At 74.4% G+C, this 25,959-nt stretch carries 23 protein-coding genes; 13 read left to right on the forward strand and 10 right to left on the reverse strand.

Annotated features, from left to right (window positions below):
- The first annotated feature begins 3 nt into the window (after positions 1 to 3).
- On the forward strand, positions 4 to 603 hold the full coding sequence (locus OSR43_RS01415) for a YdeI family protein (RefSeq protein ID WP_302269158.1): 600 nt from the start codon (positions 4 to 6) through the stop codon (positions 601 to 603).
- Between the two features lie 4 nt (positions 604 to 607).
- Here OSR43_RS01415 and OSR43_RS01420 read toward each other — a convergent pair whose 3' ends face one another.
- The 4 genes from OSR43_RS01420 to OSR43_RS01435 all read right to left on the reverse strand — a co-directional run bounded on the left by OSR43_RS01420 (position 608) and on the right by OSR43_RS01435 (position 5,719).
- Positions 608 to 3,007 carry an ABC transporter permease gene (locus OSR43_RS01420; protein ID WP_302269160.1) on the reverse strand — a complete coding sequence of 800 codons (2,400 nt, stop codon included), beginning with the start codon at positions 3,005 to 3,007 and terminating at the stop codon, positions 608 to 610.
- On the reverse strand, positions 3,004 to 3,774 hold the full coding sequence (locus OSR43_RS01425) for an ABC transporter ATP-binding protein (RefSeq protein WP_302269161.1): 771 nt from the start codon (positions 3,772 to 3,774) through the stop codon (positions 3,004 to 3,006). Before OSR43_RS01425 ends, OSR43_RS01420 begins: the two co-directional genes overlap by 4 nt.
- Positions 3,775 to 3,839: 65 nt before the next feature.
- Positions 3,840 to 4,535 carry a response regulator transcription factor gene (locus OSR43_RS01430; protein WP_302269162.1) on the reverse strand — a complete coding sequence of 232 codons (696 nt, stop codon included), beginning with the start codon at positions 4,533 to 4,535 and terminating at the stop codon, positions 3,840 to 3,842.
- A complete protein-coding gene (locus OSR43_RS01435; protein ID WP_302269164.1) occupies positions 4,532 to 5,719 on the reverse strand; it encodes a sensor histidine kinase in 1,188 nt (395 codons plus the stop codon). Before OSR43_RS01435 ends, OSR43_RS01430 begins: the two co-directional genes overlap by 4 nt.
- A 98-nt stretch (positions 5,720 to 5,817) precedes the next feature.
- Between OSR43_RS01435 and OSR43_RS01440 the strand changes: the two genes are divergently transcribed.
- Genes OSR43_RS01440 through OSR43_RS01455 form a run of 4 tightly spaced genes read left to right on the forward strand, consistent with a single transcriptional unit; the run spans position 5,818 to position 8,119 of the window.
- The gene (locus OSR43_RS01440) at positions 5,818 to 5,976 is read left to right on the forward strand and encodes a hypothetical protein (RefSeq protein WP_302269165.1); all 159 of its coding nucleotides are present in this window, start codon (positions 5,818 to 5,820) and stop codon (positions 5,974 to 5,976) included.
- A 3-nt stretch (positions 5,977 to 5,979) separates the two neighbouring features.
- Positions 5,980 to 6,453 (forward strand): RidA family protein, encoded by a 474-nt coding sequence (locus OSR43_RS01445; RefSeq protein WP_302269166.1) that lies wholly within the window; start codon positions 5,980 to 5,982, stop codon positions 6,451 to 6,453.
- Entirely contained in the window at positions 6,450 to 7,319 is an 870-nt protein-coding gene (locus tag OSR43_RS01450; RefSeq protein ID WP_302269167.1) for an NUDIX hydrolase, read from the forward strand. The genes OSR43_RS01445 and OSR43_RS01450 overlap by 4 nt, the downstream gene beginning before the upstream one ends.
- On the forward strand, positions 7,316 to 8,119 hold the full coding sequence (locus OSR43_RS01455; RefSeq protein WP_367891508.1) for an MBL fold metallo-hydrolase: 804 nt from the start codon (positions 7,316 to 7,318) through the stop codon (positions 8,117 to 8,119). Before OSR43_RS01450 ends, OSR43_RS01455 begins: the two co-directional genes overlap by 4 nt.
- A gap of 58 nt (positions 8,120 to 8,177) precedes the next feature.
- Here the strand turns inward: OSR43_RS01455 and OSR43_RS01460 are convergent, their stop codons facing one another.
- The gene (locus tag OSR43_RS01460; RefSeq protein ID WP_300950859.1) at positions 8,178 to 8,855 is read right to left on the reverse strand and encodes a Crp/Fnr family transcriptional regulator; all 678 of its coding nucleotides are present in this window, start codon (positions 8,853 to 8,855) and stop codon (positions 8,178 to 8,180) included.
- 163 nt (positions 8,856 to 9,018) lie between these two features.
- On the opposite strand from OSR43_RS01460, the gene nth reads away from it, so the two are divergent.
- The 3 genes from nth to OSR43_RS01475 are packed head-to-tail and all read left to right on the forward strand — an operon-like array spanning position 9,019 to position 11,620.
- Positions 9,019 to 9,723 (forward strand): endonuclease III, encoded by a 705-nt coding sequence (gene nth, locus OSR43_RS01465; protein WP_302269169.1) that lies wholly within the window; start codon positions 9,019 to 9,021, stop codon positions 9,721 to 9,723.
- On the forward strand, positions 9,720 to 10,448 hold the full coding sequence (locus OSR43_RS01470) for a CoA pyrophosphatase (protein ID WP_302269170.1): 729 nt from the start codon (positions 9,720 to 9,722) through the stop codon (positions 10,446 to 10,448). Before nth ends, OSR43_RS01470 begins: the two co-directional genes overlap by 4 nt.
- Complete coding sequence (locus OSR43_RS01475) at positions 10,445 to 11,620, forward strand: MarP family serine protease (protein WP_302269171.1); 1,176 nt, start codon at positions 10,445 to 10,447, stop codon at positions 11,618 to 11,620. Before OSR43_RS01470 ends, OSR43_RS01475 begins: the two co-directional genes overlap by 4 nt.
- A 120-nt stretch (positions 11,621 to 11,740) precedes the next feature.
- On the opposite strand, the gene OSR43_RS01480 is transcribed toward OSR43_RS01475, so the two are convergent.
- From OSR43_RS01480 to OSR43_RS01500, 5 genes are all read right to left on the reverse strand, one after another.
- Complete coding sequence (locus tag OSR43_RS01480) at positions 11,741 to 12,151, reverse strand: phage holin family protein (protein WP_302269172.1); 411 nt, start codon at positions 12,149 to 12,151, stop codon at positions 11,741 to 11,743.
- Between the two features lie 71 nt (positions 12,152 to 12,222).
- Complete coding sequence (gene nhaA / locus OSR43_RS01485; protein WP_302269173.1) at positions 12,223 to 13,518, reverse strand: Na+/H+ antiporter NhaA; 1,296 nt, start codon at positions 13,516 to 13,518, stop codon at positions 12,223 to 12,225.
- A 131-nt stretch (positions 13,519 to 13,649) separates the two neighbouring features.
- Complete coding sequence (gene acs / locus OSR43_RS01490) at positions 13,650 to 15,635, reverse strand: acetate--CoA ligase (RefSeq protein ID WP_302269174.1); 1,986 nt, start codon at positions 15,633 to 15,635, stop codon at positions 13,650 to 13,652.
- A 111-nt stretch (positions 15,636 to 15,746) separates the two neighbouring features.
- Positions 15,747 to 17,381 carry a cation acetate symporter gene (locus tag OSR43_RS01495; RefSeq protein WP_302269175.1) on the reverse strand — a complete coding sequence of 545 codons (1,635 nt, stop codon included), beginning with the start codon at positions 17,379 to 17,381 and terminating at the stop codon, positions 15,747 to 15,749.
- Positions 17,381 to 17,770 carry a DUF485 domain-containing protein gene (locus OSR43_RS01500; protein WP_302269176.1) on the reverse strand — a complete coding sequence of 130 codons (390 nt, stop codon included), beginning with the start codon at positions 17,768 to 17,770 and terminating at the stop codon, positions 17,381 to 17,383. The genes OSR43_RS01495 and OSR43_RS01500 overlap by 1 nt, the downstream gene beginning before the upstream one ends.
- Before the next feature lie 280 nt (positions 17,771 to 18,050).
- On the opposite strand from OSR43_RS01500, the gene OSR43_RS01505 reads away from it, so the two are divergent.
- From OSR43_RS01505 to nirD, 5 genes are read left to right on the forward strand one after another with little or no spacing between them, the layout of a single operon-like run.
- Positions 18,051 to 19,601 (forward strand): MFS transporter, encoded by a 1,551-nt coding sequence (locus OSR43_RS01505; protein ID WP_302269178.1) that lies wholly within the window; start codon positions 18,051 to 18,053, stop codon positions 19,599 to 19,601.
- The gene (locus OSR43_RS01510; protein WP_302269179.1) at positions 19,598 to 21,655 is read left to right on the forward strand and encodes a molybdopterin oxidoreductase family protein; all 2,058 of its coding nucleotides are present in this window, start codon (positions 19,598 to 19,600) and stop codon (positions 21,653 to 21,655) included. The genes OSR43_RS01505 and OSR43_RS01510 overlap by 4 nt, the downstream gene beginning before the upstream one ends.
- Complete coding sequence (locus tag OSR43_RS01515) at positions 21,652 to 23,079, forward strand: FAD-dependent oxidoreductase (RefSeq protein ID WP_302269180.1); 1,428 nt, start codon at positions 21,652 to 21,654, stop codon at positions 23,077 to 23,079. The genes OSR43_RS01510 and OSR43_RS01515 overlap by 4 nt, the downstream gene beginning before the upstream one ends.
- On the forward strand, positions 23,076 to 25,598 hold the full coding sequence (gene nirB, locus OSR43_RS01520) for a nitrite reductase large subunit NirB (protein ID WP_302269182.1): 2,523 nt from the start codon (positions 23,076 to 23,078) through the stop codon (positions 25,596 to 25,598). Before OSR43_RS01515 ends, nirB begins: the two co-directional genes overlap by 4 nt.
- Entirely contained in the window at positions 25,595 to 25,945 is a 351-nt protein-coding gene (nirD, locus tag OSR43_RS01525; RefSeq protein WP_302269183.1) for a nitrite reductase small subunit NirD, read from the forward strand. The genes nirB and nirD overlap by 4 nt, the downstream gene beginning before the upstream one ends.
- Positions 25,946 to 25,959 lie beyond the last annotated feature (14 nt).

Below are 25,959 nucleotides of genomic sequence, written 5' to 3' on the forward strand. Positions count from 1 at the left end.
CCCGTGGCCACGCCGAAGCAGGAGCTCGAGGAGCTGCTCGTCCCCGACGCCGCCGCGTGGCGGGCGTGGCTGGAGCAGCACCACGCCGATTCCCCCGGCGTCTGGCTGGTGCTGACCAAGAAGGGCGGCGAGGTCACCTCGCTGACCCGCGCCGACGCGCTCGACGAGGCGCTCTGCTTCGGCTGGATCGACGGCCAGGCGCGCAGCCGCGACGCCGCGTCGTCGCTGCAGCGGATGACCCGCCGCACCCCGAGCAGCCGGTGGTCGCAGGTGAACGTCGGGGTCATCGCCCGGCTCGAGGCGGAGGGGCGGATGGCGGCCGCCGGCCGGGCCGCGGTGGAGGCGGCGCAGGCCGACGGGCGCTGGGAGGCGGCGTACGCACCGCCCTCGACCGCCGAGGTCCCCGCGGACCTGCTGGCGGCCGTCGCCGCCGACCCGCAGGCCCAGGCGATGTTCGACGTGCTGACCAAGAGCAACCGGTACGCGCTGGTCCACCGCCTCGGGGCGGTCAAGCGCGCCGAGACCCGTGAGCGCAAGATCGCGGAGTACGTCGCGATGCTGGCCCGCCAGGAGACGATCTACCCCCAGCGGGCCAGGCCCTGACCGGCTAGTCCAGCGCGAGGCCGGCCGCGGGGGCGACCCGCGCGGCCCGGCGCGAGGGCAGGACGCCCGCGAGCAGCCCGGCGGCGGCCGCGACGAGGACCACCACCAGCAGCTGGCCCCAGGGCAGCACCACGGCGGCGTCGTCGACGGCCACGTCGACCATCGTCCGCACCGCGACCCAGGCGAAGACCACGCCGATCACGGTGCCGAGCACCGTGGCCACCACCGAGAGCAGCACCGCCTCCGCGGCGAGCATCCGGCGCAGCTGGCGCCGGGTCAGCCCGAGCGCGCGGAGCAGCGCGTTCTCCCGTGCCCGCTCCAGCACCGAGAGCCCGAGCGTGTTGCCGATGCCGATCAGGGCGATCGCCACCGCGATCCCGAGCAGCGCGACCACGGCACCGGTGAGGACGTCGAGCTGCAGCTCCACCCAGGCCCGCTCGGCCAGGCCGTCGAAGAGGTCGGCGCCGGCGTTGGTCGCCAGGGCCCCGAGGTCGCCGGTGAGGTCCTCCACGTCGGCCCCGTCGTCCGCGCGGGCCCACACCGCCCGCGGCAGCGGGTCCCCGCCGAGGGAGGCGAGCGTGGCGGAGGAGACCAGGCCGGCCTCGCCCCAGCCGCTCCCGGTGCTGACCCGGAGCCGCTCGGTGCGGCCGTCGACGGTGACGTCCACGCGGCGCGGGACGTCCCCGCCGGGCAGCACGTCGTAGGGCAGCGTGATCACGCCGGCGCGGGGCCGGGTGACGGTGTCGTCGCGGATCACCCCGGCGGCGGGGCCGGGGTCGACGACGGGGAGGCGGCCGACGCCCTCGACCTCCGCCACGACGCCCTCCAGCGCGACCGCCTCGCGGACCCCGAGCGTCGCGCGGACGTCGGGCAGCAGGGTGCCGGCGAGCGGGTCGGTGGGCGAGGTCAGCGTCAGGTCGACGGGGTGGGAGGTGTCCATGTCGTCGGCGACCGCGCTGCGCGAGCTGGCGAGGCCGGTCAGCACCGCGGTGGTGAGCGTGACGCCGACGAGCAGCGAGGCGGTCGTGGCAGCGGTACGGCGGGGGTTGCGCACGGCGTTGCCGGTGGCGAGCCGGGCGGTGGTGCCGCGCAGGGGTGCGCCGGCGAGCCGGACGAGGGCGGGCACGACGAGCGGGCCCAGCACCAGCACGCCGGTGAAGGCGAGGGTGCCGCCGGCGACCATGACGCCCACGGAGTGACCGGCGATCGCGACGAGCAGGAGGGCGGCGCCGGCCACGACGGCCACCACGCCCGCCGCGGTGCGGAACCGGCCGGCGCCGGTGCGGAGGTCGACGCCGGTGTCGGGGCGCAGCGCGGTCAGCGGGCTGACCCGGACGACCGCGCGCGTCGGGAGCCAGGCGGCGACCACGGTGACGAGCAGGCCGACGGCGAACGCCCCGGCGTACCACTGCGGCGAGACGGTGGCCTCGCCCATCGTGCCGTCGGGGAGCCGTCCCCGGGCGACCGCGACGAGGGCCCGGCCCAGCAGCGTGCCGACGACGAGACCGAGGCCGGCCGACAGCACGCCGAGCGCCGCGGCCTCGAGGCGGACCGAGCGCAGGAGCTGGCGGCGGGTCGCGCCGACGCAGCGCAGGAGCGCGAGGTCGCGCTGCCGCTGGGCGAAGAGGATGGAGAAGGTGTTGGCGATGACCAGCACCGAGACGAACAGCGCGATGGCCGCGAACACCAGCAGCACGATCGCGATCACGTCCACCTCCTGGGTGATCTCGGCCTGCCGCTCCTGCACGAACTCGTCGGTCGGCTGCACGGTGGCCGAGGTGCCGCGCGCGGCCGCCCGGGCGCCGTCTCCGGCGTACGCCACGCCGTCGACGTAAAGGCTCGACGTCCAGGGCTCGAGGTCGGCCCAGGGGAGGTAGAGCGCTGCGCCGGCCGACGCCGAGGGGCTGTCGACGAGACCGACGACCTCCGCCTCGAGCGCGCGGCTGCCGGCGCCCACGCGGACCCGGTCGCCGATCGCGAGCCCGTTGGACTTGGCGTCGTTGAGGTCGGCGACCGCCTCGCCGCTCCCGGCGGGCCAGCGGCCCTCCCGCAGGTCCTGCCAGCGCAGCGCCTCGTCGTCGGCGATCGGGGCGAGGTCGACGCGCTGGCCGACGACCCGGCCGTCGGCGGTCACCGGCTGGGTCACGAAGCCGAGCACGGCCGCGCTGTCACCGGTCGCCGCGGCACGGCGCACCACCAGCGCGGCGTCCTCGGCGGCGATCTGGGAGACCACGGCGTCGGACCCCCGGTAGGGCAGGCCGACGCCGGCGACCAGGCCGTCCTTGGTGGCGGCCGACAACGCGCTGGTCACCACGACGAACGAGACGCCGATGACGACCGCGACCGCGGCGGCGACGTAGCGCCGCGCGTGGGTGCGCATCGAGGCCAGGAGCACGGTCCTCATCGCTCGCCCCGCAGGGTGGCGACGAGCTCGTCGGCCGACGGCTCGACGAGGTGGGCGCGGATCGCGCCGTCGGCGATCACGACCACGTCGTCGGCGTACGCCGCCGCGTCGAGCTCGTGGGTCACCACCACGACGGTCTGGCCGAGCTCACGCACCGAGCGGCGCAGGAAGTCCAGCACCTCCGCGGAGGCGGCGCTGTCGAGGTTCCCGGTGGGCTCGTCGGCGAAGACGATGGCGGGCTCGGTGACCAGCGCGCGGGCGATGGCGACCCGCTGCTGCTGGCCGCCGGAGAGCTCGGCGGGCCGGTGGCCCAGGCGGTCGTGCAGGCCGAGCACGTCGACGACGAGGTCGTGCCGCTCGCGCGCCGCCCCGGTCAGCCGGCGGCCGGCCAGCTCGAGGGGCAGCGCGATGTTCTGCCCGGCGGTGAGCATCGGGAGCAGGTTGAAGGCCTGGAAGACGAACCCGACGTGGTCGCGGCGGAACAGCGTCAGGGCGGTGTCGTCCAGCGCCTCGAGCGCCCGCCCGGCCACCTCGACGGTCCCGGAGGTGGGGGCGTCCAGGCCGGCCAGGCAGTGCATGAGGGTCGACTTGCCGGAGCCCGAGGGGCCCATGACGGCGGTGAACCGGCCGGCCGGCAGGTCCAGGTCGACGCCGCGCAGGGCGTGGACGGCGGCGTCGCCGCGGCCGTGGACGCGGGTCAGGCCGCGTGCGCTGGCGGCCAGCGCGACCCGGTCCGGGGCGGTCGGGGGATGGGTGCTCGTGGTCATGGCACGAGCCTCGCCGCCGGAGGGGGTCGGGGTCGTCAGTCCCGGGGCGGGACCCGGCGTACGACTCAGGTCGTACGCGCGAGCCCGGTCTCGTACGCCAGGACGACCAGCTGCACCCGGTCCCGCGAGCCGGTCTTGGCCAGCAACCGACCGACGTGGGTCTTGACGGTCGTCTCCGCCACGACCAGCTCCGCGGCGATCTCGGTGTTGCTCAGCCCCCGCCCGACCAGCGTCAGCACCTCGCGCTCGCGCTCGGTGAGCGGCGCGAGCCGGTCGTCCCGCGCCTCCCCCTGACCCGGGCGGGGCTCCGCGTGCGGGTCGGGCACGACGGCCGCGAACTGCTCGAGCAGCCGTCGGGTGGTGCTCGGAGCGACCACCGAGTCGCCGGCGTGGACGGTGCGGATCGCGCCGAGCAGGTCCTCGGGGGCGGCGTCCTTGAGCAGGAACGCCGCGGCGCCGGCGCGGATCGCGGCGAAGGCGTACTCGTCGAGGTCGAACGTCGTGAGCACCAGCACGCGCGGCGCGTCGGGGCGCTCCGCGAGGCGGCGGGTGGCCTCCACACCGTCCAGCCGGGGCATCCGCACGTCCATGAGCACCACGTCGGCGCGGGTGACCGCCAGCCGCTCGAGCGCCTCGGCACCGTCGCCGGCCTCACCGACGACCTCGAGGTCGGGCTGGCTGTCCACGAGCATCCGGAAGCCGCCGCGCACCATCTGCTGGTCGTCGACCAGGAAGACCCGGATCCGCTCCGCCGCCGTCACGCGGGGATCCTCGCAGAGACCGAGAAGCCGCCGCCGGTCCGCGCGTGCGCCTCGACCGAGCCGCCGTGCGCGCCGACCCGCTCGCGCATGCCGAGCAGGCCCAGCCCGCGGCCGTCGTCGGCGGCCGCCGCGCCGCGGCCGTCGTCCTCCACGAGCACCTCGACGGCCCGCCCGCCCGCGCTGCCGGTGACCGCGACCTCGATCCGGACGGCGACGTCGGGGCCGGCGTGCTTGCGGACGTTGGTGAGCGCCTCCTGGACCACGCGGTACGCCGTGAGGCCGACGCCGTCGGGCACCACGGCCGCGGGGTCGGGGAGCCGGGCCTCGACGCGGGCCCCGGCGGTCCGTGCCTCGGCCACCAGGGCGTCCAGGTCGGCCAGCCCCGGCTGCGGCCGCAGGGCGGGGGTGCCGCCGTCGTCCTCGGCGCGCAGCAGGCCGAGCATCCGGCGCATCTCCGTCAGCGCCTCCCGGCCGGTCGAGGCGACCGTCTCCAGCGTGCGGGCGGCGACCTCCGGGTCGGTCCGCGCGGCGTACCGGGCGCCGTCGGCCTGCACCACGATCACCGACAACCCGTGGGCCACGACGTCGTGCATCTCCCGGGCGATCCGCGCGCGCTCGTCCGCGGCCGCGAGCGCCACCTGCTGGGCGGCCTCCCGCTCGACCCGCGCGCTGCGCTCGACCAGCGCGTCGACGTACGCCTGGCGCGTGCGGCCCAGCGTCCCGAGCGCCCACGCCGTCGCGGCGATGGCGCCCAGGAACATCGTGTTGGCGACGACGGTCGACCACTGCGCGTTGGTGCCGGTGCCGCCCCAGTCCAGCGAGGCGGTCACCGCGGCGAGCGCGCTCACCGCCAGCGCGGCCCAGCCGTGCCGAGCCGGGGCGTGGCGCGCGACGGAGTAGACCGCCACCGGCCACGCGACCTGGCCGAGGACCGGCTCGTCGACCGCGAGGACCTGCAGCACGTGGACCGCGGTGACGGCCCAGAAGACGGCGACCGGGTGGCTGCGCCGCCACAGCAGCGGGACGATCGCGGCGGCACTGAGCAGGAGGAACGCCAGGTCGCCGCCGAAGGCCGCCAGCGCCAGCGGGGCCAGGAGGCCGAGCACGAGCAGCCGGTCGAACCAGCGACGCCCCCGCGGACCCAGACGGCGCGGCGGCCGCTGGTCGGGCAGGGACGTGCTCACGAGCGCGACCCTAGGCGTGCGGCCCTGGTCGGCGCGTCCGACCAGGGGATGACTCGCGAGCGACGGCGGCCCACCGCGCCGCGAGTAGGGTGCGGCCCATGACCAAGTGGGAGTACCTGACCGCGCCGATCCTGACGCACGCCGCCAAGCAGATCCTCGACAACTTCGGGGCCGATGGCTGGGAGCTCGTGCAGGTCGCGCCGGGGATGAGCCCGGAGAACCTCGTCGGCTACTTCAAGCGCCCGGTCGAGGGCTGAGCCGTGGGCGCGACCCCCGAGGAGCGGCTCGCCGAGCTGGGGCTGGAGGTGCCGGAGGTCGCGGCGCCGGTGGCGGCGTACGTCCCGGCCGTCCGCTCCGGCGACCAGGTCTTCACCTCGGGCCAGCTGCCGATGCGCCAGGGCGAGCTGCTGGTGACCGGCAAGGTCGGCGGGGAGGTCAGCGCCGAGGAGGCCTACGCCTGCGCCCAGCAGTGCGCCCTCAACGCGATCGCCGCGATCAAGGCGCAGGTCGGTGACCTGGCGAACGTCGAGCGCGTCGTCAAGGTGACCGCCTTCATCGCCTCCACGCCCGACTTCACCGGCCAGCCGGGGGTCGCGAACGGCGCCTCGGAGCTCTTCGGCAACGCCTTCGGCGACGCCGGCGTCCACGCCCGGTCCGCGGTCGGCGTGCCGGTGCTGCCGCTGGACGCGCCGGTCGAGGTCGAGGTCGTCGTCGCGGTCCGTCCGGGCGCATGAGGATCCCGCTGCCGCCGGTCCCGCTGCCCGAGCACCTGCTCGACGTCGCCCGGGAGTACGACGACGGCACGCGCGTCCCGGTGCAGCCGCGCGACGCGGCGACCGTGGTCCTGATGCGCGACTCGGCCGCGGGACCGGAGGTCTACCTTCTGCGCAGGCAGGTGTCGATGGACTTCGCCGGCGGCATGGCGGTCTTCCCCGGCGGCGGCGTGGACCAGCGCGACTTCGACGCCTCAGTCGCCTGGGCCGGCCCGGACGCGGCCGACTGGGCCCGGCGGCTCGGCACCGACGAGGAGCTGGCGCGGGCGCTGGTGTGCGCGGCGGTGCGCGAGACCTTCGAGGAGTCCGGCGTGCTCCTCGCCGGGGAGTCCGCGGAGACGGTGGTCGCCGACACGACCGGCGAGGACTGGGAGGCCGACCGGGTCGCCCTGGAGTCGCGCGAGCTCGCGATGACCGACTTCCTCAACCGCCGCGGGCTGGTGCTCCGCACCGACCTGCTCGGCACCTGGGACGGGTGGCTCACGCCGGTCTTCGAGCCCAAGCGCTACCGGACCTGGTTCTTCGTGGCGCTCCTGCCCGAGGGGCAGCGCACGCGCGACGTCTCGACCGAGTCCTCCTCGGTCACCTGGCTGCCGGCGGCCGTCGCGGCCGACCAGGCGGACGGTGGCGAGCTGGCGATGCTGCCGCCGACGTACCTCACGTGCCTGGAGGTGGGCACCCACGGCACGACCGCGGAGGTGCTGGCCGAGGCCGAGCAGCGGGCGGTGGCCATGTTCACCCCGTCGGTCGAGCCGCTCGGGGACGCCTGGACGCTGTCCATGCCCGACCGGCTGCGGCCCCTGGTGGCCCAGCGCCGCCGCCCGTGAGCGGCTCCGCCACCGGCTGGGCCGGGGGGTCCTTCGGCGAGCGCGGGTCGTGCGTGCTCGCGCCCAACCCCGACCTGATGACGCTGGACGGCACCAACACCTGGGTGCTGCGCGAGCCGGGCGCGCGGCGCTCGATCGTGGTCGACCCCGGCCCCTCGATCCTGGAGCACCTCGACGCGGTCGCGGAGACGGCCGGCGAGGTGGGCGCGGTGCTGCTGACCCACCACCACCTCGACCACTCCGAGGCGGCCCGGGAGTTCGCCGAGCGGATGGGCTGCGGGGTCCGCGCGCTCGACCCGGCGTACCGGCTCGGGTCCGAGGGCCTCGCCGACGGCGACGTGGTGGAGGTCGACGGCCTCGAGGTCCACGTCGTCGCGACCCCGGGCCACACCGCCGACTCGCTGTCGTTCCTGCTGCCCGCGGAGGGTGCCCTGCTCACCGGGGACACCGTGCTCGGTCGCGGCACCACCGTCGTCGCCCACCCCGACGGCCGGCTCGGCGCCTACCTCGACAGCCTCGACCGGCTGCACGCCCTGGCCGAGCGGGCCGAGGCGCGGACGATCTGGCCCGGTCACGGCCCGGTCATCGAGGACGCGCTCGGGGCCCTGGACTTCTACATCGGCCACCGGCGTGACCGGCTCGCGCAGGTCGAGGCGGCCGTCGCCGGACTGGCGGACGTGTCGCTCGAGGAGCTGCCGCGGCGGGTGGTCGAGGTCGTGTACGCCGACGTCGACCCGGTCCTGTGGGGCGCCGCGGAGCTCTCGGTCCGCGCCCAGCTCGCCCACCTCGCCGCCCGCTGACCAGCCGAGTCGGGGCGGCTCGACGGTCAGGGGTCCTGACCCGAGGGTCAGGCCCGGCTCAACGGGCGCGGCGGGACAGGCGCTCGACGTCCATGATGACCACCGAGCGCGGCTCGAGGCGGAGCCAGCCGCGGGAGGCGAAGTCGGCCAGCGCCTTGTTGACCGTCTCGCGGGAGGCGCCGACCAGCTGGGCGAGCTCCTCCTGCGTGAGGTCGTGGTGGACGTGCACCCCGTCGTCGGCGGTGCGGCCGAAGCGGTCGGCGAGGTCGAGCAGGGCCTTGGCGACGCGGCCGGGGACGTCGGAGAAGACGAGGTCGGCCACGACGTCGTTGGCCTTGCGCAGCCGGCCGGCGAGCTGGGTGAGCAGGCCGCGGGCGACCACGGGGCGCCCCTCGAGCCAGCGCAGGAGGTCCTCGTGGGAGAGCGAGGCGAACGAGGCGTCGGTCACCGCGGTGACGGTCGCCGAGCGCGGACCCGGGTCGAAGAGCGAGAGCTCGCCGAACATCTGGCCGGGGCCGAGGATCGCCAGCAGGTTCTCGCGGCCGTCGGAGGAGGTGCGGCCGAGCTTCACCTTGCCGTCGAGGACGATGTAGAGCTTGTCACCGGAGTCGCCCTCGTGGAACAGCACGTCCCCGCGGCGCAGCCGGCTCTCCGACATCGACGCCCGCAGCGCCGTCGCCGCCTCGTCGTCCAGCGCGCTGAACAGCGGCGCCTGACGAAGTACGTCGTTGTCCACGGGTCCTCCTCCTCGGCGATCCACCGGGCATGGGTCGCGTCCTCGGGAATCCTACTCAGTGCCGTTCCTCACAAGCACCATCGGCACGGCGGGTCGCCCGCGAGGATGGGCGGTTGCCGGTGCTCCGGGCGCGCTGTCGGTGGCGGTCCGTACCCTTGTCGCCGTGCCAGCCGAGGAGTCGCCGACCGCGCTGGTCCGGCGCGCCCGCAAGATCGACCGGGTCCTCGCGGAGACCTATCCCGACGCCCGGTGCGAGCTGGACTTCGCCAACCCCTTCGAGCTGCTGGTCGTCACGGTGCTCAGCGCGCAGACCACGGACCGGCGGGTCAACGCGGCGCGGCCGGCGCTGTTCGCGGCGTACCCCGACGCCCGCGCGATGGCCGCCGCCGACCGGGCCCACCTCGAGCAGCTGGTCGGCCCGCTGGGCTTCTTCCGCGCCAAGACCGAGTCGCTGCTGAAGCTGAGCGCGGCGCTCGTGGCCGACCACGGCGGCGAGGTGCCGCCGCGGCTGGACGACCTGGTCAAGCTCCCCGGCGTCGGCCGCAAGACCGCCAACGTCGTGCTGGGCAACGCCTTCGACATCCCGGGCATCACCGTCGACACCCACTTCGGCCGCCTGGTGCGCCGCTTCGGGTGGACCGAGGAGACCGACCCGGTCAAGGTCGAGCACGCCGTGGGGGCGCTCTTCCCCAAGCGCGACTGGACGATGCTGTCCCACCACCTGATCTGGCACGGCCGGCGGGTCTGCCACGCCAAGAAGCCGGCGTGCGGCGCCTGCCCGGTCGCGCGCTGGTGCCCGGCGTACGGCGCGGGCCCGACCGACCCCGAGGCAGCGGCCGCCCTGGTCAAGACCCAGGGCCCCGCGTGAGCGCCGACCGGCCGGTGCCGGGCCTGCCGGACTGGATGCGGCCGGTCGAGCAGGCCGTCTCCACCATCGAGGTCACCCACCTGACCCGCTTCGTCCCGCCGGAGGACTCCGACGCCCGCGAGGGTGCGGTGCTGATGCTCTTCAGCGAGGGTCCGCGCGGCGGCGAGGTGCTGCTGACCGAGCGCGCGCACGACATGCGCAGCCACCCCGGCCAGGTCTCCTTCCCCGGCGGCTCGATCGACCCGGGGGAGTCGGTCGTCGAGGCGGCGCTGCGGGAGGCCGAGGAGGAGGTCGGCGTCGTGCCGGGCTCGGTCGACGTCGTGGGGTGCCTGCCGCAGCTGTGGCTGCCGCCGAGCAACTTCGCGGTCACCCCGGTGGTCGGCTGGTGGCGCGAGCCCGCGCAGGTCTCGGTGGTGAGCCGGGCCGAGGTGCACGCGATCCACCACGCCGCGATCGAGGACCTCGTCGACCCCGAGAACCGCGTGACCGTGCGTCACCCGGTGGGCTACACGAGCCCGGGCTTCCTGATCGGCCCCGAGCGCGACGTCATCCTGTGGGGCTTCACCGGCGGGATCATCGCGCGGCTCTTCGACTACCTGGGCTGGACGCGCGCGTGGGACACCTCGCGGGTCCGCGACCTGCCGGCGTACATGCTGCAAGGTGACTCCCGCACCCAGCGGAACGCCCGCGCGGGCATGCTGGACATCGAGGAGCCCGATCGGTGAACGCGCTGGACTGGCTGCTGGTCCTGCTGGTGCTCGCGTACGCGCTCTCCGGCTACTGGCAGGGCTTCGTCACCGGCGCGTTCGCGACCACGGGGCTGCTCCTCGGCGGTCTGGCCGGCGTGTGGCTGGCCCCGGTCGCCCTCGGTGACGCGGCGCCCTCGCTCGTCGTGTCGCTGGGCGCGCTGTTCATCGTGATCCTGACCGCCTCGCTGGGCCAGGCGGTCCTGCAGTACGCCGGCGCGCGGATCCGCGACCGGATCACCTGGCAGCCGGTGCGGGCCATCGACGCGGTCGGCGGCGCGGCGCTCAGCGCGGCGGCCGTGCTGCTGGTGGCCTGGGCGCTCGGCGTCGCGATCTCCGGGTCGGCCATCTCCGGGGTCACCCCGCTGGTCCGCGGGTCGACGGTGCTCGCGAAGGTCGACGGGGCGCTGCCCGGCTCGGCCGGGAACGTGCTCGACACGTTCAACAACGTGGTCGGGACGACGTTCTTCCCCCGCTACCTCGAGCCGTTCGCGCCGGAGCGGATCGTCGAGGTGGGCCCCGGCCCGAAGCGGCTGCTGCGCGACCCCGACGTCGAGGCCGCCCAGCCCAGCGTGCTGAAGATCCGCGGGACGAACGGGTGCGGCCGCGGGATCGAGGGCTCGGGGTTCCTCTACGCCGACGACCGGCTGATGACCAACGCCCACGTGGTGGCCGGGGTCGCGGAGCCGGCGGTCGAGCTCGGCGAGGACACCGTCTCGGCGCAGGTCGTCTACTACAACAGCGAGCTCGACGTGGCGGTGCTGGCGCTCGACGACGGCGGGCTGCCGGTGCTGGACTTCGACGAGGACGCCCAGCCCAGGGACGGGGTGGCGATCCTGGGCTACCCCCAGGACGGGCCCTACAACGTCAACCCGGGCCGGATCCGTGCCGAGCAGCGGCTGCGCTCGCCCAACATCTACGGCGACGGCACCGTGATCCGCGAGGTCTTCTCGCTGCGCGGGCTGGTGCGCCCCGGCAACTCCGGCGGCCCGATCGTCTCCTCGCGCGGCGACGTCGTCGGCGTGGTGTTCGCGGCCTCGGTGACCGACAAGGACACCGGCTACGCGCTGACCGCCGAGCAGGTGGCCGACGCCCGCCGCATCGGCGTCACCAACACCGAGGCCGTGTCGACCGGCGACTGCGCGGGCTGAGCCGGCGGGCTGCAGGAATCCCCGGTTCCCCGGGGATTCCGGCGCTTCTCAGGGGAAGCATCGGCCGAGATGTGCCGGTTTCCCCGGTTCCCCGGGGAAACTGTCAGCCCGGTCAGCGGCTCAGGCCTGGCCCTTGAGCGCGCGGGGGATCTCGCGGCCCTGCTCGATGGCCTTCTCGGGGGCACGCACCTGCTTGACCTTCTTCAGGCCGACGAAGCCGAGCAGGCCGGCGAGGAGCAGGTAGAAGCCGAAGACGATCAGGAACGCCCAGTGCAGCTCGAGGCCCTTGTCGTCCCAGTGGATGAAGTAGGCGATCGCGACCGAGAGCATGATGATCGCCAGCACCGCGACGAAGCCCGCGGCGGCGAACAGCCCGACGCCGATGCCGCCGGCCTTGACGCTGACCTTGAGCTCGGACTTCGCGAGCTGGATCTCCTTGGAGACCAGCGTCGAGATGTCGCGGCTCGCGTCGGCGACGAGACGACCGATGGTGGGGTCGCCGTCCTGCGGCGGCCTGACCGGATGCGACATTCGTTCGTTCCCCTTGCGTCGAGATGTGGCCCTGACCCTACAGAACCCCTCTGGGCGGGGATCAGTCGTCGTCAGTCCTGCTGGTAGACGTCCGGTACCCCGTCGGCGTCGGCGTCGCGCTCCTCGGCCTCGCAGATCCGCCGGTAGACCCGGTTGCGCGCGCGCAGCACCAGCGCCGCCAGCACGGTGGCCAGCAGCGAGCCGACCAGCACCCCGACCTTGACGTGGTCGTCCTGGGTGCCCTGGCCGAACGCCAGCTCGCCGATCAGCAGCGAGACGGTGAAGCCGATGCCGGCCAGCATCGCCATGCCGATCACGTCGACCCAGGACAGCTCCTCGTCGAGGTCGGCGCGGGTGAAGGTGGCCAGCAGCCAGGTGGAGCCGGCGATGCCGACGGTCTTGCCGACCACCAGGCCCAGCACGATGCCGAGCGCGACGGGGTCCCGGAGGGCCTCGAGGAAGCCGTCGACTCCGCCGACGGTGACGCCGGCGGCGAAGAACGCGAAGACGGGCACGGCGAACCCGGCCGAGAGCGGTCGTACGACGTGCTCGAGGTGCTCGGCCATCCCGGGGCCGTCGCCCCCGTCGCGGCGCAGCACGGGGACGGTGAAGCCGAGCAGCACGCCGGCGACCGTCGCGTGCACGCCGGACTCGTGCACCAGCACCCAGGTGACCAGGGCGAGCGGCACGAGCAGGAAGCCGGACCGGACCCGCTTCTGGACGAGGAACGCGAACGCGGCGAGCGGCACCAGCGCCAGTGCGAGGAACGGCAGGCGCAGCTCGTCGGTGTAGAAGAGCGCGATGATCGTGATGGCCAGCAGGTCGTCGACCACGGCCAGGGTCAGCAGGAAGGTGCGCAGCCCCGCGGGCAGGTGGGTGCTGATCACCGCGAGGATCGCCACGGCGAAGGCGATGTCGGTGGCGGTGGGGATCGCCCAGCCGGCCAGCTCGCCGTCGTGGAGGAGGTTCCACCCGACGTACACGACGGCCGGCAGGGCCATGCCGCCGACCGCGGCCGCGACGGGCACGGCCGCGCGGCGCGGGTCGCGGAGGTCGCCGGCGACGAACTCGCGCTTGAGCTCGAGGCCCGCGACGAAGAAGAAGATCGCCAGCAGGCCGTCGGCGGCCCAGGTGCCGATGGTCAGGTCGAGGTGCAGGGCCTCCGGCCCGACGCGGAAGTCGCGCGCCGCCTCGTACACGTCGGCCCAGGGGGTGTTGGCCCACACGATCGCGACGAGCGCGCCGGCGATCAGCAGCATGCCGCCGGTGGTCTCCGAGCGGAGCACCTCGGCGATGCGGGTGTTCTCGAGCAGTGAGGGGCGGACGAAGAGGCGGCCGCGCTGGGGGGAGGGCGTCGGGGTGGTCATGGGGCTCCAGGGGTCGCGGAACGGACGCCGACCAGACTTCCCGGCACACCCTGCTCGGAGCCTACCGTCCGTTCCGTGACGTCCGGCCCCCGTGGGCCGCCCGGGGCCCACCCCCGGACGGCCCTCACGGGTCAGTCGTCGGCGGCCTTGCCGGAGCTGAGCTTGCCCGAGATCAGGTCCATCACCGTCGAGTCGGCGAGCGTCGTGACGTCCCCGACCTCGCGCTGCTCGGCGACGTCGCGCAGGAGGCGCCGCATGATCTTGCCCGAGCGGGTCTTGGGCAGCTCGGGGACGATCATCACCTGGCGCGGCTTGGCGATCGCGCCGATCTCCTTGCGGACGTGGTTGCGCAGCTCCTCGACGATGTCCTCGCCGCCGTCGCCGGCCTCGTCGCGCAGGATGACGAACGCGCAGACCGCCTGGCCGGTGTCCTCGTCCTTGGCGCCGACGACCGCCGCCTCGGCGACCTTGGGGTGGGAGACGAGCGCGGACTCGATCTCGGTGGTGGAGAGCCGGTGGCCCGAGACGTTCATGACGTCGTCGACCCGGCCGAGGACCCACAGGTCGCCGTCGGTGTCCTTCTTGGCGCCGTCGCCGGCGAAGTACCAGCCCTGCTCGGCGTACCGCGACCAGTAGGTGTCCTTGAACCGCTGGTCGTCGCCCCAGATGGTGCGCAGCATCGAGGGCCACGGCTCGGTCAGGACGAGGTAGCCGCCGGATCCGTTCGGGACCGACTCGCCCTCCTCGGTGACGACGTCGGCGGCGACGCCGGGGATCGGGATCATCGCCGACCCGGGCTTGCCGTGGGTCACGCCGGGGAGCGGGCTGATCATGATCGAGCCGGTCTCGGTCTGCCACCAGGTGTCGACGACGGGGGTACGGCCGGCGCCGACGACCTCGCGGTACCAGACGTAGGCCTCGGGGTTGATCGGCTCACCGACCGAGCCGAGGATCCGCAGGCTCGACATGTCGCGGGCGTCGGGGATCTCGCGGCCCTGCTTCATGAACGACCGGATCGCGGTCGGCGCGGTGTAGAAGATCGTGACGCCGTACTCCTCGATGATCTGCCACCAGCGGCCCCTCTCCGGGGAGTCGGGGGTGCCCTCGTAGAGCACCTGCGTCGCGCCGTTCGCGAGCGGGCCGTAGACGATGTAGGAGTGGCCGGTCACCCAGCCGATGTCGGCGGTGCACCAGTAGACGTCGGTCTCCGGCTTGAGGTCGAAGACCGCCCAGTGCGTGTAGGCGCAGCCGGTGAGGTAGCCGCCGGTGGTGTGCAGGATGCCCTTGGGCTTGCCGGTGGTCCCGGAGGTGTACATGACGTAGAGCGGGTGCTCGGAGTCGAAGGCCTCCCACTGGTGCTCGGTCGGGGCCTGCGCGACCGAGTCGTGCCACCAGACGTCGACGGCGTCGTCCCACTCGACCTCCTGGCCGGTGCGCTGGACGACCAGGACCTTCTCGACCGTGTGACCGTCGCGGTCGGCGGCCTTCGCGCGGGCCTCGTCGACGGCCGGCTTGAGCGCGGAGGGCGCGCCGCGGCGGTAACCGCCGTCGGCGGTGACCACGACCTTCGCCTGGCAGTCGGTCAGCCGGGAGGCGAGCGCGTCGGAGGAGAACCCGCCGAAGACCACCGTGTGCGGGGCGCCGATGCGGGCGCAGGCCAGCATGGTCACGACGGCCTCGGGGATCATCGGCATGTAGATCGCGACGCGGTCGCCGGGGCCGACGCCGAGGTCGGTCAGGGCGTTCGCGGCCTGGCTCACCTCGGCCTGCAGCTCGGCGTAGGTGATCGAGCGCTTGTCCTCGACCGGCTCGCCGACCCAGTGGATGGCCACCTTGTCGCCGCGGCCGGCCTCGACGTGCCGGTCGACGCAGTTGTACGCCGCGTTCAGCCGGCCGCCGACGTACCACTTGGCGAACGGCGGGTCGGTCCAGTCGAGGACTTGGTCCCACGTCTGGGTCCAGTCGAGCCGCTCGGCCTGCTCGGCCCAGAAGGCCTCCCGGTCCGCGGCCGCTCGCGCGTACGCCTCCTCCCCCAGGTTGGCCTGGGCCGCGAGGTCGGCCGGCGGCTCGAACCGACGGTCCTCCTTGAGGAGGTTGGACAGGGTCTCTTCGCTCACTTCAGGGCTCCTGATCGTCCGACGAGGGGTGGCCCTCGCCACAGTAGTGAAGGGTCGTGTGCCCCGGAACGCGGTGCGGCGCGTCCCGGGGCACACGACCGGGGGTGGGCCTCAGTGCTGGACGGCCTGCTCGGCGCCGGCGCCGGTGAGCGCACGGACCTCGAGCTCGGTGTAGCGGTCCTCGGCCGCCGGCTCCCGGCTGGTCACCGTCCCGAGCCAGCCGAAGAAGAAGCCGAGCGGGATCGAGACGATGCCGGGGTTCTCCAGCGGGAACCAGGAGATGTCGATGCTGGTCGGCAGCAGCGAGAGGTTCTTGCCGGTCGGGTCGAGCCCCTTGCCGGAGACCACCGGGGAGAAGATCACCAGCCCGACGGCCGAGATCAGGCCGCCGTAGATGCTCCACAGCGCGCCGCGGGTGTTGAAGCGGCGCCAGAACATGTTGTAGATGATCGTCGGCAGGTTCGCCGAGGCGGCGACCGCGAAGGCCAGCGCCACGAGGAACGCGATGTTCAGGCTCTGCGCGGGGATGGCCAGCAGGATCGAGACCAGGCCGATGCCGGCGGCCGCGAAGCGGGTCACCTTGATCTCCTGGTCCTCGGTCGCGGTGCCCTTCTTGATCACGGAGTTGTAGATGTCGTGGGCCACCGACGCCGACGAGGTCAGGGTCAGGCCGGCGACCACCGCGAGGATCGTCGCGAACGCCACGGCCGCGATCAGTGCCAGCAGGATGGCGCCTCCGGTCGACCCGGCCCCGCCACCGACGGACTCGGCCAGCAAGGGGGCGGCCAGGTTGCCGGACGCGTCGAGCTCACCGGACTCCCGCAGGCCCGGGATGTCGAGGAGCGCGGCAGCGCCGAAGCCGAGCACCAGCGTGAAGAGGTAGAAGACGCCGATCAGCCCGATCGCCCACAGGACCGACTTCCGGGCGTCCCGGGAGGTCGGGACGGTGTAGAAGCGGATGAGGATGTGCGGCAGGCCGGCGGTGCCGAGCACCAGCGCGATGCCGAGGCTGATGAAGTCGATCTTGCTGGTCGCGGTGGCGCCGTACTTCAGGCCCGGCTCGAGGAACGCCGAGCCCTGCCCGGAGTTGCTGGCCGCCGCGCCGAGCAGCTCGGAGAGGTTGAAGTCGAACTTCGCGAGCACCAGCACGACGATCAGCGCGGAGCCGGTCATCAGCAGGACGGCCTTGACGATCTGCACCCAGGTGGTGCCCTTCATGCCGCCGACGGTGACGTAGAAGATCATCAGCGCGCCGACGCCGAAGATGACGATGTTCTTGACCGCCTGGTCGTCGACGCCGAGCAGCAGCGCGACGAGCGCGCCGGCGCCGACCATCTGCGCGAGCAGGTAGAAGATCGACACCACGACCGTCGAGGTCGCCGCGGCCATCCGCACCGGGCGCTGCTTCATGCGGAACGCCAGCTGGTCGGCCATCGTGTAGCGACCGGAGTTGCGCAGCATCTCGGCCACGAGCAGCAGCGCGACCAGCCAGGCCACGAGGAAGCCGATCGAGTAGAGGAACCCGTCGTAGCCCGACAGCGCGATCGCGCCCGAGATGCCGAGGAACGACGCCGCCGACATGTAGTCGCCGCCGATCGCGAGCCCGTTCTGCACCGGCGAGAACGACCGGCCGCCGGCGTAGAAGTCGGCCGTCCCGGACGTCTGCCGGCTGGCCCAGAAGGTGATGCCGACCGTCAGCGCGACGACGGCGAGGAACAGGATCGTGGTGAGCACCTGGTCGTCCATCAGTGGGCCCCTCCCTCGTGGTGGCGGCGCGGGGAGTGGGCGCCGCGCTCGGCGACGTACTGCTCGTCGAGCTGGCGGGCCAGCGGGTCGAGCTTGCTCTCGGAGTAGCGGGCGTAGAGGAACGCCAGGCCGAACGTCGTCACGAACTGCAGCAGGCCGAAGACCAGCGCGACGTTGATGTTGCCGACGACCTTGGTGTCCATGAAGCCACCGGCGTAGTTCGACATCAGGATGTAGAGCAGGTACCAGGCCAGGAACGCGGCCGTGGCGGGCAGGACGAAGCCCCGGTAGCGCTTGCGCAGCTCGTGGAACTCCGGTGCGGCGGAGAGCTGGTCGTAGACCGGGTCGTGCCGGCCCGCCTGCTCCGGCACCTCGGGCGGTGTGGTCACCGAATGGCCCCTCTCGTGGACAGGTGTGATCGGCGTCACCGTAGGAGCGGGCGCGCGGGCGACGGCAGGCCTCCGCGCGGGTACGTCGCCCAGCGGCGAGCGCTCGTCGGTGAGCGGTCGGTCGCGCGCGACGAACGGTCGCCGGGTCGGGGCCGGGATCACGGGTGGCTCGCGGCCGGGCTCGTGAGGCGGTGAGGTCCGTGAGGCCGTGAGGACAAGTTGACGTCGGCGAACCAGCGGGCGGCGCCGGAGGTCATCTCCGGCGCCGAGGTTGGGAGCCATGACGACGACCGCACCCGCGACCGAGGTCGCTGCCGCCGCGACGCCGGCCGCCGCGCCGCCCGCCCCTCCCGCACCGTCCGCGCCGTCCGCACCCGCGCGCCGTACCGGCCGGTGGATCGAGGACTGGCGGCCCGAGGACGCGACGTTCTGGGAGCAGACCGGTCGCGCGGTGGCCCGCCGCAACCTGGCCTGGTCGATCTTCGCCGAGCACCTGGGCTTCTCGGTGTGGCTGATCTGGAGCGTCAGCTCGGCGTTCCTGGTCTCGGCCGGCTTCGACTTCACCGCCCAGCAGCTCTTCCTGCTGGTGGCGCTGCCGAACCTGGTCGGCTCGCTGCTGCGGCTGCCCTACACCTTCGCGGTGCCGCGGTTCGGCGGGCGGAACTGGACGATGGTGAGCGCGGCGATGCTGCTGGTGCCGACGCTGCTGTTCACCTACGCCGTGCAGGAGCCGACCACGCCGTTCTGGGCCTTCTGCCTGATCGCCGCGACGGCCGGCTTCGGCGGCGGCAACTTCGCCTCCTCGATGGCCAACATCAACTTCTTCTACCCCGCCGCCCAGAAGGGCGCCGCGCTCGGCCTGAACGCGGCCGGCGGCAACCTCGGTGTCTCGCTGGTCCAGCTCCTCCTGCCCGTCCTCGTCGGCGGCGCGGGGATCTTCGGGCTGGTGCAGGCCTCCGACGGCGGCGTCCACCTGGAGCGGGCCGCCTGGGTCTACGCCGGGCTGGCGGTGGTGGCGACGTTCGCGGCGTGGCGCTGGATGGACAACCTCGGGACCGCGGTCTCCCGGCCGCGCGAGCAGCTGCGCGTCGTGCGGCACCGCCACACCTGGGTGATGGCGTTCCTCTACATCGGCACGTTCGGCTCGTTCATCGGCTACTCGGCGGCGATGCCGCTCCTGATCAAGCTCAACTTCTGGGTCCCCGGGCCCGGCGCCCTCGGCACCGGCGTCTACTTCGCCTACTACGCCTTCCTCGGCGCCCTGGTCGGCTCCGCGACCCGGCCGCTGGGCGGCTGGCTGGCCGACCGGGTCGGCGGTGCGAAGGTCACCCTCGGCGCCTTCGCCGCGATGATCGTGGGCACGCTGGCGGTGCTGTGGACGCTGACCCAGCTCACGCCGAACCCGACGCAGGACCCGGCGATCGCGACCGACAACCGCTCCTGGTTCCCGTGGTTCCTCGCCTTCTTCCTCTGCGTCTTCGCCGCGACCGGCATCGGCAACGGCTCGACGTACAAGATGATCCCGGCGATCTGGCGCACCGAGGCCGAGCGCGCGACGACGGCGGGCACGCCCGAGCGGACCGCTGCGGTCGACGCCGCGACGAAGCAGGCCTCCGCGGCGATCGGCGTCATCGGGGCCGTCGGCGCGGTCGGCGGCTTCCTGGTCCCGCTGGCGTTCAGCTCGCCGTGGGTCGAGGACCCGATGTCGGCGACCAAGGGTGCGTTCGTCGTCTTCACGGCGTTCTACGTCGTCTGTGCCGCCGTCGTGCACGTCGTCTTCTGCGCCGTCGCGCGGGGGAGGCCGGCGCGGTCCGGACGGCGATCTGAGTGACCACGGGCTCGACGCGGACCCACTGCCCCTACTGCAGCCTGCAGTGCGGCATGACCCTCGAACGGGTCGGCCGCACGCTGGAGGTGCGGCCCTGGCCGGAGTTCCCCGTCAACGAGGGCGCGCTGTGCCGGAAGGGCTGGACCGCGACCGGGCTGCGCGGGCACCGGGAGCGGCTGACCACGCCGCTGGTGCGCGACGCCGCGACCGGTGAGCTGCGGGCGGCCGGCTGGGACGAGGCGCTCGACCTCGTCGCCGAGCGGCTCCGGGCGGTGCAGTCCGCGCACGGCCGCGACGCCGTGGCGGTCTTCGGCGGCGGCGGGCTGACCAACGAGAAGGCCTACCAGCTCGGCAAGCTGGCGCGCGTCGCGCTCGGCACCAGCCAGGTCGACTACAACGGCCGCTGGTGCATGAGCTCGGCCGCCTCCGCGGGCAACCAGGCCCTCGGGATCGACCGGGGGCTGCCGTTCCCGCTGGCCGACGTGGAGCGGGCCGACGTCGTCGTGCTGGTCGGCTCGAACCTCGCCGAGACGATGCCCCCGGCGGCGCGGCACCTCGACCGGCTCCGCGAGCGGGGCGGGCGCGTCGTGGTGGTCGACCCGCGACGCACGCCGACCGCCGAGCGGGCCGACCTCGTCCTCCAGCCGGTGCCGGGCACGGACCTGCCGCTGGCCCTCGGCGTGCTGCACCTGCTCGACGCGGCCGGCGCCGTCGACGAGGAGTACGTCGCCACGCGGACGACCGGGTTCGACGCGGTCCGCAGGTCGGTCGTCGGCTGGTGGCCCGAGCGGGTCGAGCGGGTCACCGGCGTGCCCGCCGCGGAGCTGCGCGCGCTGGCCGACCTGCTGGCCGGCTCCCCGCGCGTGGTGGTGCTGACCGCCCGCGGGGCAGAGCAGCACAGCCAGGGCACCGCCACGGTGCTCGCCTGGCTCAACGTGGCGCTCGCCCTCGGGATGCCGGGAAAGGTCGGCGCCGGCTACGGCTGCCTCACCGGCCAGGGCAACGGCCAGGGCGGTCGCGAGCACGGCCAGAAGGCCGACCAGCTCCCGGGCTACCGGATGATCGACGACCCCGCCGCCCGGGCCCACGTCGCCGGGGTGTGGGGCGTCGACCCGGACTCGCTGCCGGGCCCCGGCCGGTCGGCGTACGAGCTGCTGGACTCCCTCGGCACCGACGAGGGCGCCCGGGCGCTGCTGGTGCTGGGCAGCAACATCGTGGTCTCCGCGCCCCACGCCACCCACGTCACCGAGCGGCTCGCCGCCCTCGACCTGCTCGTCGTCGCCGACATCGTTCTTTCCGAGACCGCGTCGCTGGCAGACGTCGTGCTGCCCGTGACCCAGTGGGCCGAGGAGACCGGCACCATGACGAACCTCGAGGGCCGGGTGGTGCTGCGCGAGCGCGCGGTCTCGCCGCCCGCGGGCGTGCGCACCGACCTCGAGCTGATGGCCGACCTGGCCGGGCGGCTCGGGTCGCCGGTGCCGTTCTCCGCCGACCCGGCCGAGGTGTTCGCCGAGCTCGGCCGGGCCTCGGCCGGCGGTCGCGCGGACTACGCCGGCATCACCCACGAGCGGATCCGGGCCGAGCACGGGGTGTTCTGGCCCTGCCCGGACGCCGACCACCCCGGGACCCCGCGGCTGTTCGCGGACCGCTTCGCCACGCCCGACGGTCGGGCGCGGTTCGTGGTGGTCGACCACGCCGGCGCCGCGGAGCAGCCGGACGCGGCGTACCCCCTCCACCTGACGACGGGGCGGGTCCTCGCGCAGTACCAGTCCGGCGCGCAGACCCGCCGCGTCCGCGACCTGCCCGACGACGGGCCCTTCGTGGAGCTGCACCCGATGCTGGCCGACCGGATCGGCGCGCGCGACGGCGAGCCGGTCGTCGTGACCACCCGGCGCGGGGAGCTCACGGCGCCGGCGCGGGTGGTCGCCACGATCCGCGCCGACACGGTGTTCGTGCCGTTCCACTGGGTCGGGGCGAACCGGCTCACCAACGACGCGCTCGACCCCTCCTCGCGGATGCCGGAGTTCAAGGCCTGTGCGGCGGCGGTGCGCGCATGAGCCGCGGGCGGACCCTCGAGCGGGTGGTCGTCGTCGGCGCCGGGATGGCGGCGGTCCGGCTGGCCGGCGACCTCGCGGGCGGCGGCGCCCACGACGTGGTGCTGCTCGGCGACGAGCCGCACGCGCCGTACAACCGGATCCTGCTCTCGGCCGTGCTGGAGGGCACCCACGACCCGGCGTCGCTCGCGCTGCCGCTGCCCGACGAGGTGGACCTGCGCACGGGCACCCGGGTCGTCGAGGTGCACCGGGCCGAGCGCGAGGTGGAGCTGGCCGACCGGACCCGGGTGGGCTACGACCGGCTCGTGCTCGCCACCGGCAGCGTGCCGACGCTGCCGCCGATCCGCGGCCTGGTCCGGGTCGACGGTCGCCTCGACGACCGGGTGCACGCCTTCCGGAGCCTCGAGGACTGCCGCCGGCTCGACGCGGCCGTCCCGGCGGCGCGCCGCGCCGTCGTCGTCGGTGGCGGCCTGCTCGGCCTGCAGGTGGCTCGAGCCCTGAGCGTCCGCGGGCTGGTCACCGAGGTGGTCGAGGGCGGCGAGCACCTGCTGCGCAGCCAGGTCGGCCCGGCCGCCGGGTCCGTGCTGGCCCGCGGGCTGCGCCGCCTCGGCACCACCGTCTGCACCGGTGCGCGCGCGGTCCGGCTGACCCCCACGGGCGACACGTGCCGGCTGAGCCTGGACAACGGCTACGCGCTGGAGGACCTCGACCTGGTCGTGCTCACCGCCGGCGGCCGGCCGAGCACCGCGCTCGCCCGCCGGGCCGGCCTCGCCGTACGTCGCGGGGTGGTCGTGGACGACCGCCTGTGCACCAGCGACGAGCAGGTCCACGCGATCGGCGACTGCGCCCAGCGCGGCGACCGCACGACGGGGTTCGTCGCTCCCGCCTGGGAGCAGGCCGAGGTGCTGGCCCGGCACCTGCGCGGCGAGGACCGGTCCTACGAGGGGTCGCGGGTCGTCGCCCGGCTGCGCGCCACCGACCTCGACGTCGCCGTGCTGGGCGAGCCGGAGCGGGCCGAGGGCGAGGTGGTCGAGGTGACCAACCCCGTCGTCGGCTCCCACCGCAAGCTGGTCGTGCGCGACGGGCGGATCGTGGCCGCGACCCTCGTCGGCGACCTCTCCCGCGTCGGCCTGGTCACCCAGCACTTCGACCGCGGCACCGTCCTCGGCCCCACCGAGCCGGCCGACCTGCTCCTGCCCGAGCGGCCCGCGGCCGGCGCGCCGAGCGCCGCCGCGGCCCTGCCCGACGACGCCGAGGTCTGCGCGTGCGCCGGCGTCACCGCCGGGCGCGTCCGCGCCTGCTCCTCGCTGGCCGACGTCACCGCCACCACCCGCGCCACCACCGGTTGCGGCGGCTGCGCCGCCAGCGTCCGCGACCTGCTCGCAGCACGACCGTCCCTCAGCAGCATGGAAGGAACCCCCCGATGAGCCCCCACCTCCGCAAGACCCTCGTGGTCGTCGGCCACGGCATGGTCGGCCACCGCTTCGTGCAGGCGGCGATCGAGCGCGGCCTCACCGAGACCCACGACGTCGTGGTGGTCGGCGAGGAGCCGCGCCCCGCGTACGACCGCGTCGCGCTCACCTCGTTCTTCGAGGTCGGCGCCGACGCACTGTCGTTCCTGCCGGCCGGGGAGTACGACGACCCGCGGGTGCGGCTGCTGCTCGGCACGTCGGTCGTGGAGGTCGACCCGGCCGGGCGGACCGTGCGCCTCTCCGACGGCACCGCCGTCGCCTACGACGAGCTCGTGCTCGCGACCGGCGCCGCGCCGTTCGTGCCGCCGGTGCCCGGCCACGACCTGCCCGGCTGCTTCGTCTACCGCACGATCGAGGACCTCGAGGCGATCCGCGACGCGGCCGCCGGTGCGCGGACGGGTGCCGTCGTCGGGGGTGGCCTGCTCGGGCTGGAGGCCGCCAACGCGCTGCACGGCCTCGGCCTGGAGACCCACGTGGTCGAGATGGCGCCCCGGCTGATGCCGGTCCAGGTCGACGACGCCGGCGGCGCGACGCTGGCCCGCCACGTCGAGGGGCTGGGGCTGCGGCTGCACACCGGGGTCGCGACGAAGGCGGTCCTCGAGCGCGACGGCCGTGCCGCGGGGCTCGACCTCGGCGAGGCCGGCGGCCGCGTGGAGGCCGACGTCGTGGTGTTCTCCGCGGGCATCCGCCCGCGGGACGCCCTGGCCCGGGCCGCCGGGCTGGACCTGGCCGAGCGCGGGGGCGTGCTGGTCGACGAGCGGTGCCGCACCTCCGACCCGCACGTGTGGGCGGTCGGGGAGTGCGCGGCGCCGGCGGGACGGATGTACGGCCTGGTCGCGCCGGGCTACGCGATGGCCGAGGTCGTCGTCGACGCGCTGCTCGGCGGGCCGGGGGAGTTCACCGGTGCCGACATGTCCACCAAGCTCAAGCTGATGGGCGTGGACGTGGCGTCTTTCGGCGACGCGTTCGCGACCACCGCCGGTGCGCTGGAGCTGGTCCTGGCCGACGCCGTGGCCGGGGTCTACAAGAAGCTGGTCGTCTCCGAGGACGGTCGCCGGCTCCTCGGCGGGATCCTGGTCGGTGACGCGTCGGCGTACGGCGTGCTCCGCCCGATGGTCAGCTCCGGCATCGAGCTGCCCGAGAACCCCGAGGAGCTGATCCTCCCGGCCTCCCGGGGCGGCGCCGAGGTGAGCCTGCCCGACGACGCGCAGGTCTGCTCCTGCAACGACGTGAGCAAGGCCGACATCGTCGCGGCCGCCGCCTGCGAGGGCACGACGCGCGCCGGCGCCACCTGCGGCTCGTGCAAGCCGCTGGTCAAGAAGGTGATCGAGGAGTACTACGCCGCGCAGGGCCGCACGGTCGACCGCAGCCTGTGCGAGCACTTCGCGATGACCCGCCAGGAGCTCTTCGACGTGGTCGCCGTCCACGGGTACACCGGCTTCGACCAGGTCGTCGCCGGCCACGGCACCGGCCGCGGCTGCGACGTCTGCAAGCCCACCGTCGCCTCGATCCTCGCCTCCCAGCTCGGCCACCACGTGCTCGACGAGGGGAGCGCGGCGCTGCAGGACACCAACGACGCCTACCTGGCCAACATCCAGCGCAACGGCACCTACTCGGTCGTCCCGCGGATCCCCGGCGGCGAGATCACCCCCGAGGGGCTGATCGTGATCGGCGAGGTCGCCCGGGACTTCGGGCTCTACACCAAGATCACCGGCGGCCAGCGCATCGACCTGTTCGGCGCGCGGATGGAGGAGCTGCCGGCGATCTGGTCGCGGCTGGTCGACGCCGGCTTCGAGTCCGGCCACGCCTACGGCAAGTCGCTGCGCACGGTGAAGTCGTGCGTCGGCTCGACCTGGTGCCGGTACGGCGTGCAGGACTCGGTCCGGATGGCGATCGACCTGGAGCTGCGCTACCGCGGGCTGCGCTCGCCGCACAAGCTCAAGGGCGGCGTCAGCGGCTGCGCCCGCGAGTGCGCGGAGGCGCGCGCGAAGGACTTCGGGATCATCGCCACCGAGAAGGGCTGGAACCTCTACGTCGGCGGGAACGGCGGCGCCACCCCCGCCCACGCCCGGCTGCTGGCCGGGGACCTCGACGACGGGACGCTCGTGCGCTACCTCGACCGGTTCCTCATGTACTACGTCCGGACCGCCGACCGGCTGCAGCGCACCGCCCCGTGGATCGACTCCCTCGACGGCGGGCTCGAGCGGGTCCGCGAGGTCGTGGTCGACGACGCGCTCGGGCTCGGCTCGGAGCTCGAGGCGGCGATGGCCCGGCACGTCGACGGCTACCAGGACGAGTGGCGGGGCACCCTGGAGGACCCCGACAAGCTCGCGCGCTTCGTGTCCTTCGTCAACGCCCCGGACGTGCCCGACCCGCACATCGCGTTCCGCGCCGAGCGCGACCAGGAGGTCCCGGCGGAGCCGACCGGCCCGGTCACCCTCGGCGCGACGATCCCGGTCGGGGCGCCGCGGTGAGCGCGGGCGTCCCCACCACGGCGTACACGGTGGTGTGCGGGCTCGACCGGGTCCCGCGGGAGGGCGGGGTCTGCGCCCTGGTCGAGGGGCGGGCGGTGGCGGTCTTCCGGACCTGGGACGACGAGGTGTTCGCCCTGGACAACTACGATCCCTTCTCGCGGGCCTCGGTGCTGGCCCGTGGCATCGTCGGCACGCGCGGGGAGGTCCCGTTCGTCGCCTCGCCGATGCACAAGCAGGCCTTCGACCTGCGCACCGGGCAGTGCCTCGACGACGCGGCGGTCCGGGTACCGACGTACGACGTCGCCGTCCGCGACGGGACGGTCCTGGTGGGTCCGGCCCGCCGGTGAACGGACCGGACGGG

The organism is Nocardioides sp. Arc9.136 (assembly GCF_030506255.1).
GTDB lineage: Bacteria > Actinomycetota > Actinomycetes > Propionibacteriales > Nocardioidaceae > Nocardioides.

Coding starts and splice junctions, on each gene's coding strand:
- nirB (WP_302269182.1), top strand. CDS start 23,076: ATGAGCCCCCACCTCCGCAAGACCCTCGTGGTCGTCGGCCACGGCATG.
- OSR43_RS01480 (WP_302269172.1), bottom strand. CDS start 12,151: ATGTCGCATCCGGTCAGGCCGCCGCAGGACGGCGACCCCACCATCGGT.
- OSR43_RS01420 (WP_302269160.1), bottom strand. CDS start 3,007: ATGAGGACCGTGCTCCTGGCCTCGATGCGCACCCACGCGCGGCGCTAC.
- OSR43_RS01450 (WP_302269167.1), top strand. CDS start 6,450: ATGAGGATCCCGCTGCCGCCGGTCCCGCTGCCCGAGCACCTGCTCGAC.
- OSR43_RS01515 (WP_302269180.1), top strand. CDS start 21,652: ATGAGCCGCGGGCGGACCCTCGAGCGGGTGGTCGTCGTCGGCGCCGGG.
- OSR43_RS01440 (WP_302269165.1), top strand. CDS start 5,818: ATGACCAAGTGGGAGTACCTGACCGCGCCGATCCTGACGCACGCCGCC.
- OSR43_RS01505 (WP_302269178.1), top strand. CDS start 18,051: ATGACGACGACCGCACCCGCGACCGAGGTCGCTGCCGCCGCGACGCCG.
- nhaA (WP_302269173.1), bottom strand. CDS start 13,518: ATGACCACCCCGACGCCCTCCCCCCAGCGCGGCCGCCTCTTCGTCCGC.
- OSR43_RS01425 (WP_302269161.1), bottom strand. CDS start 3,774: ATGACCACGAGCACCCATCCCCCGACCGCCCCGGACCGGGTCGCGCTG.
- OSR43_RS01495 (WP_302269175.1), bottom strand. CDS start 17,381: ATGGACGACCAGGTGCTCACCACGATCCTGTTCCTCGCCGTCGTCGCG.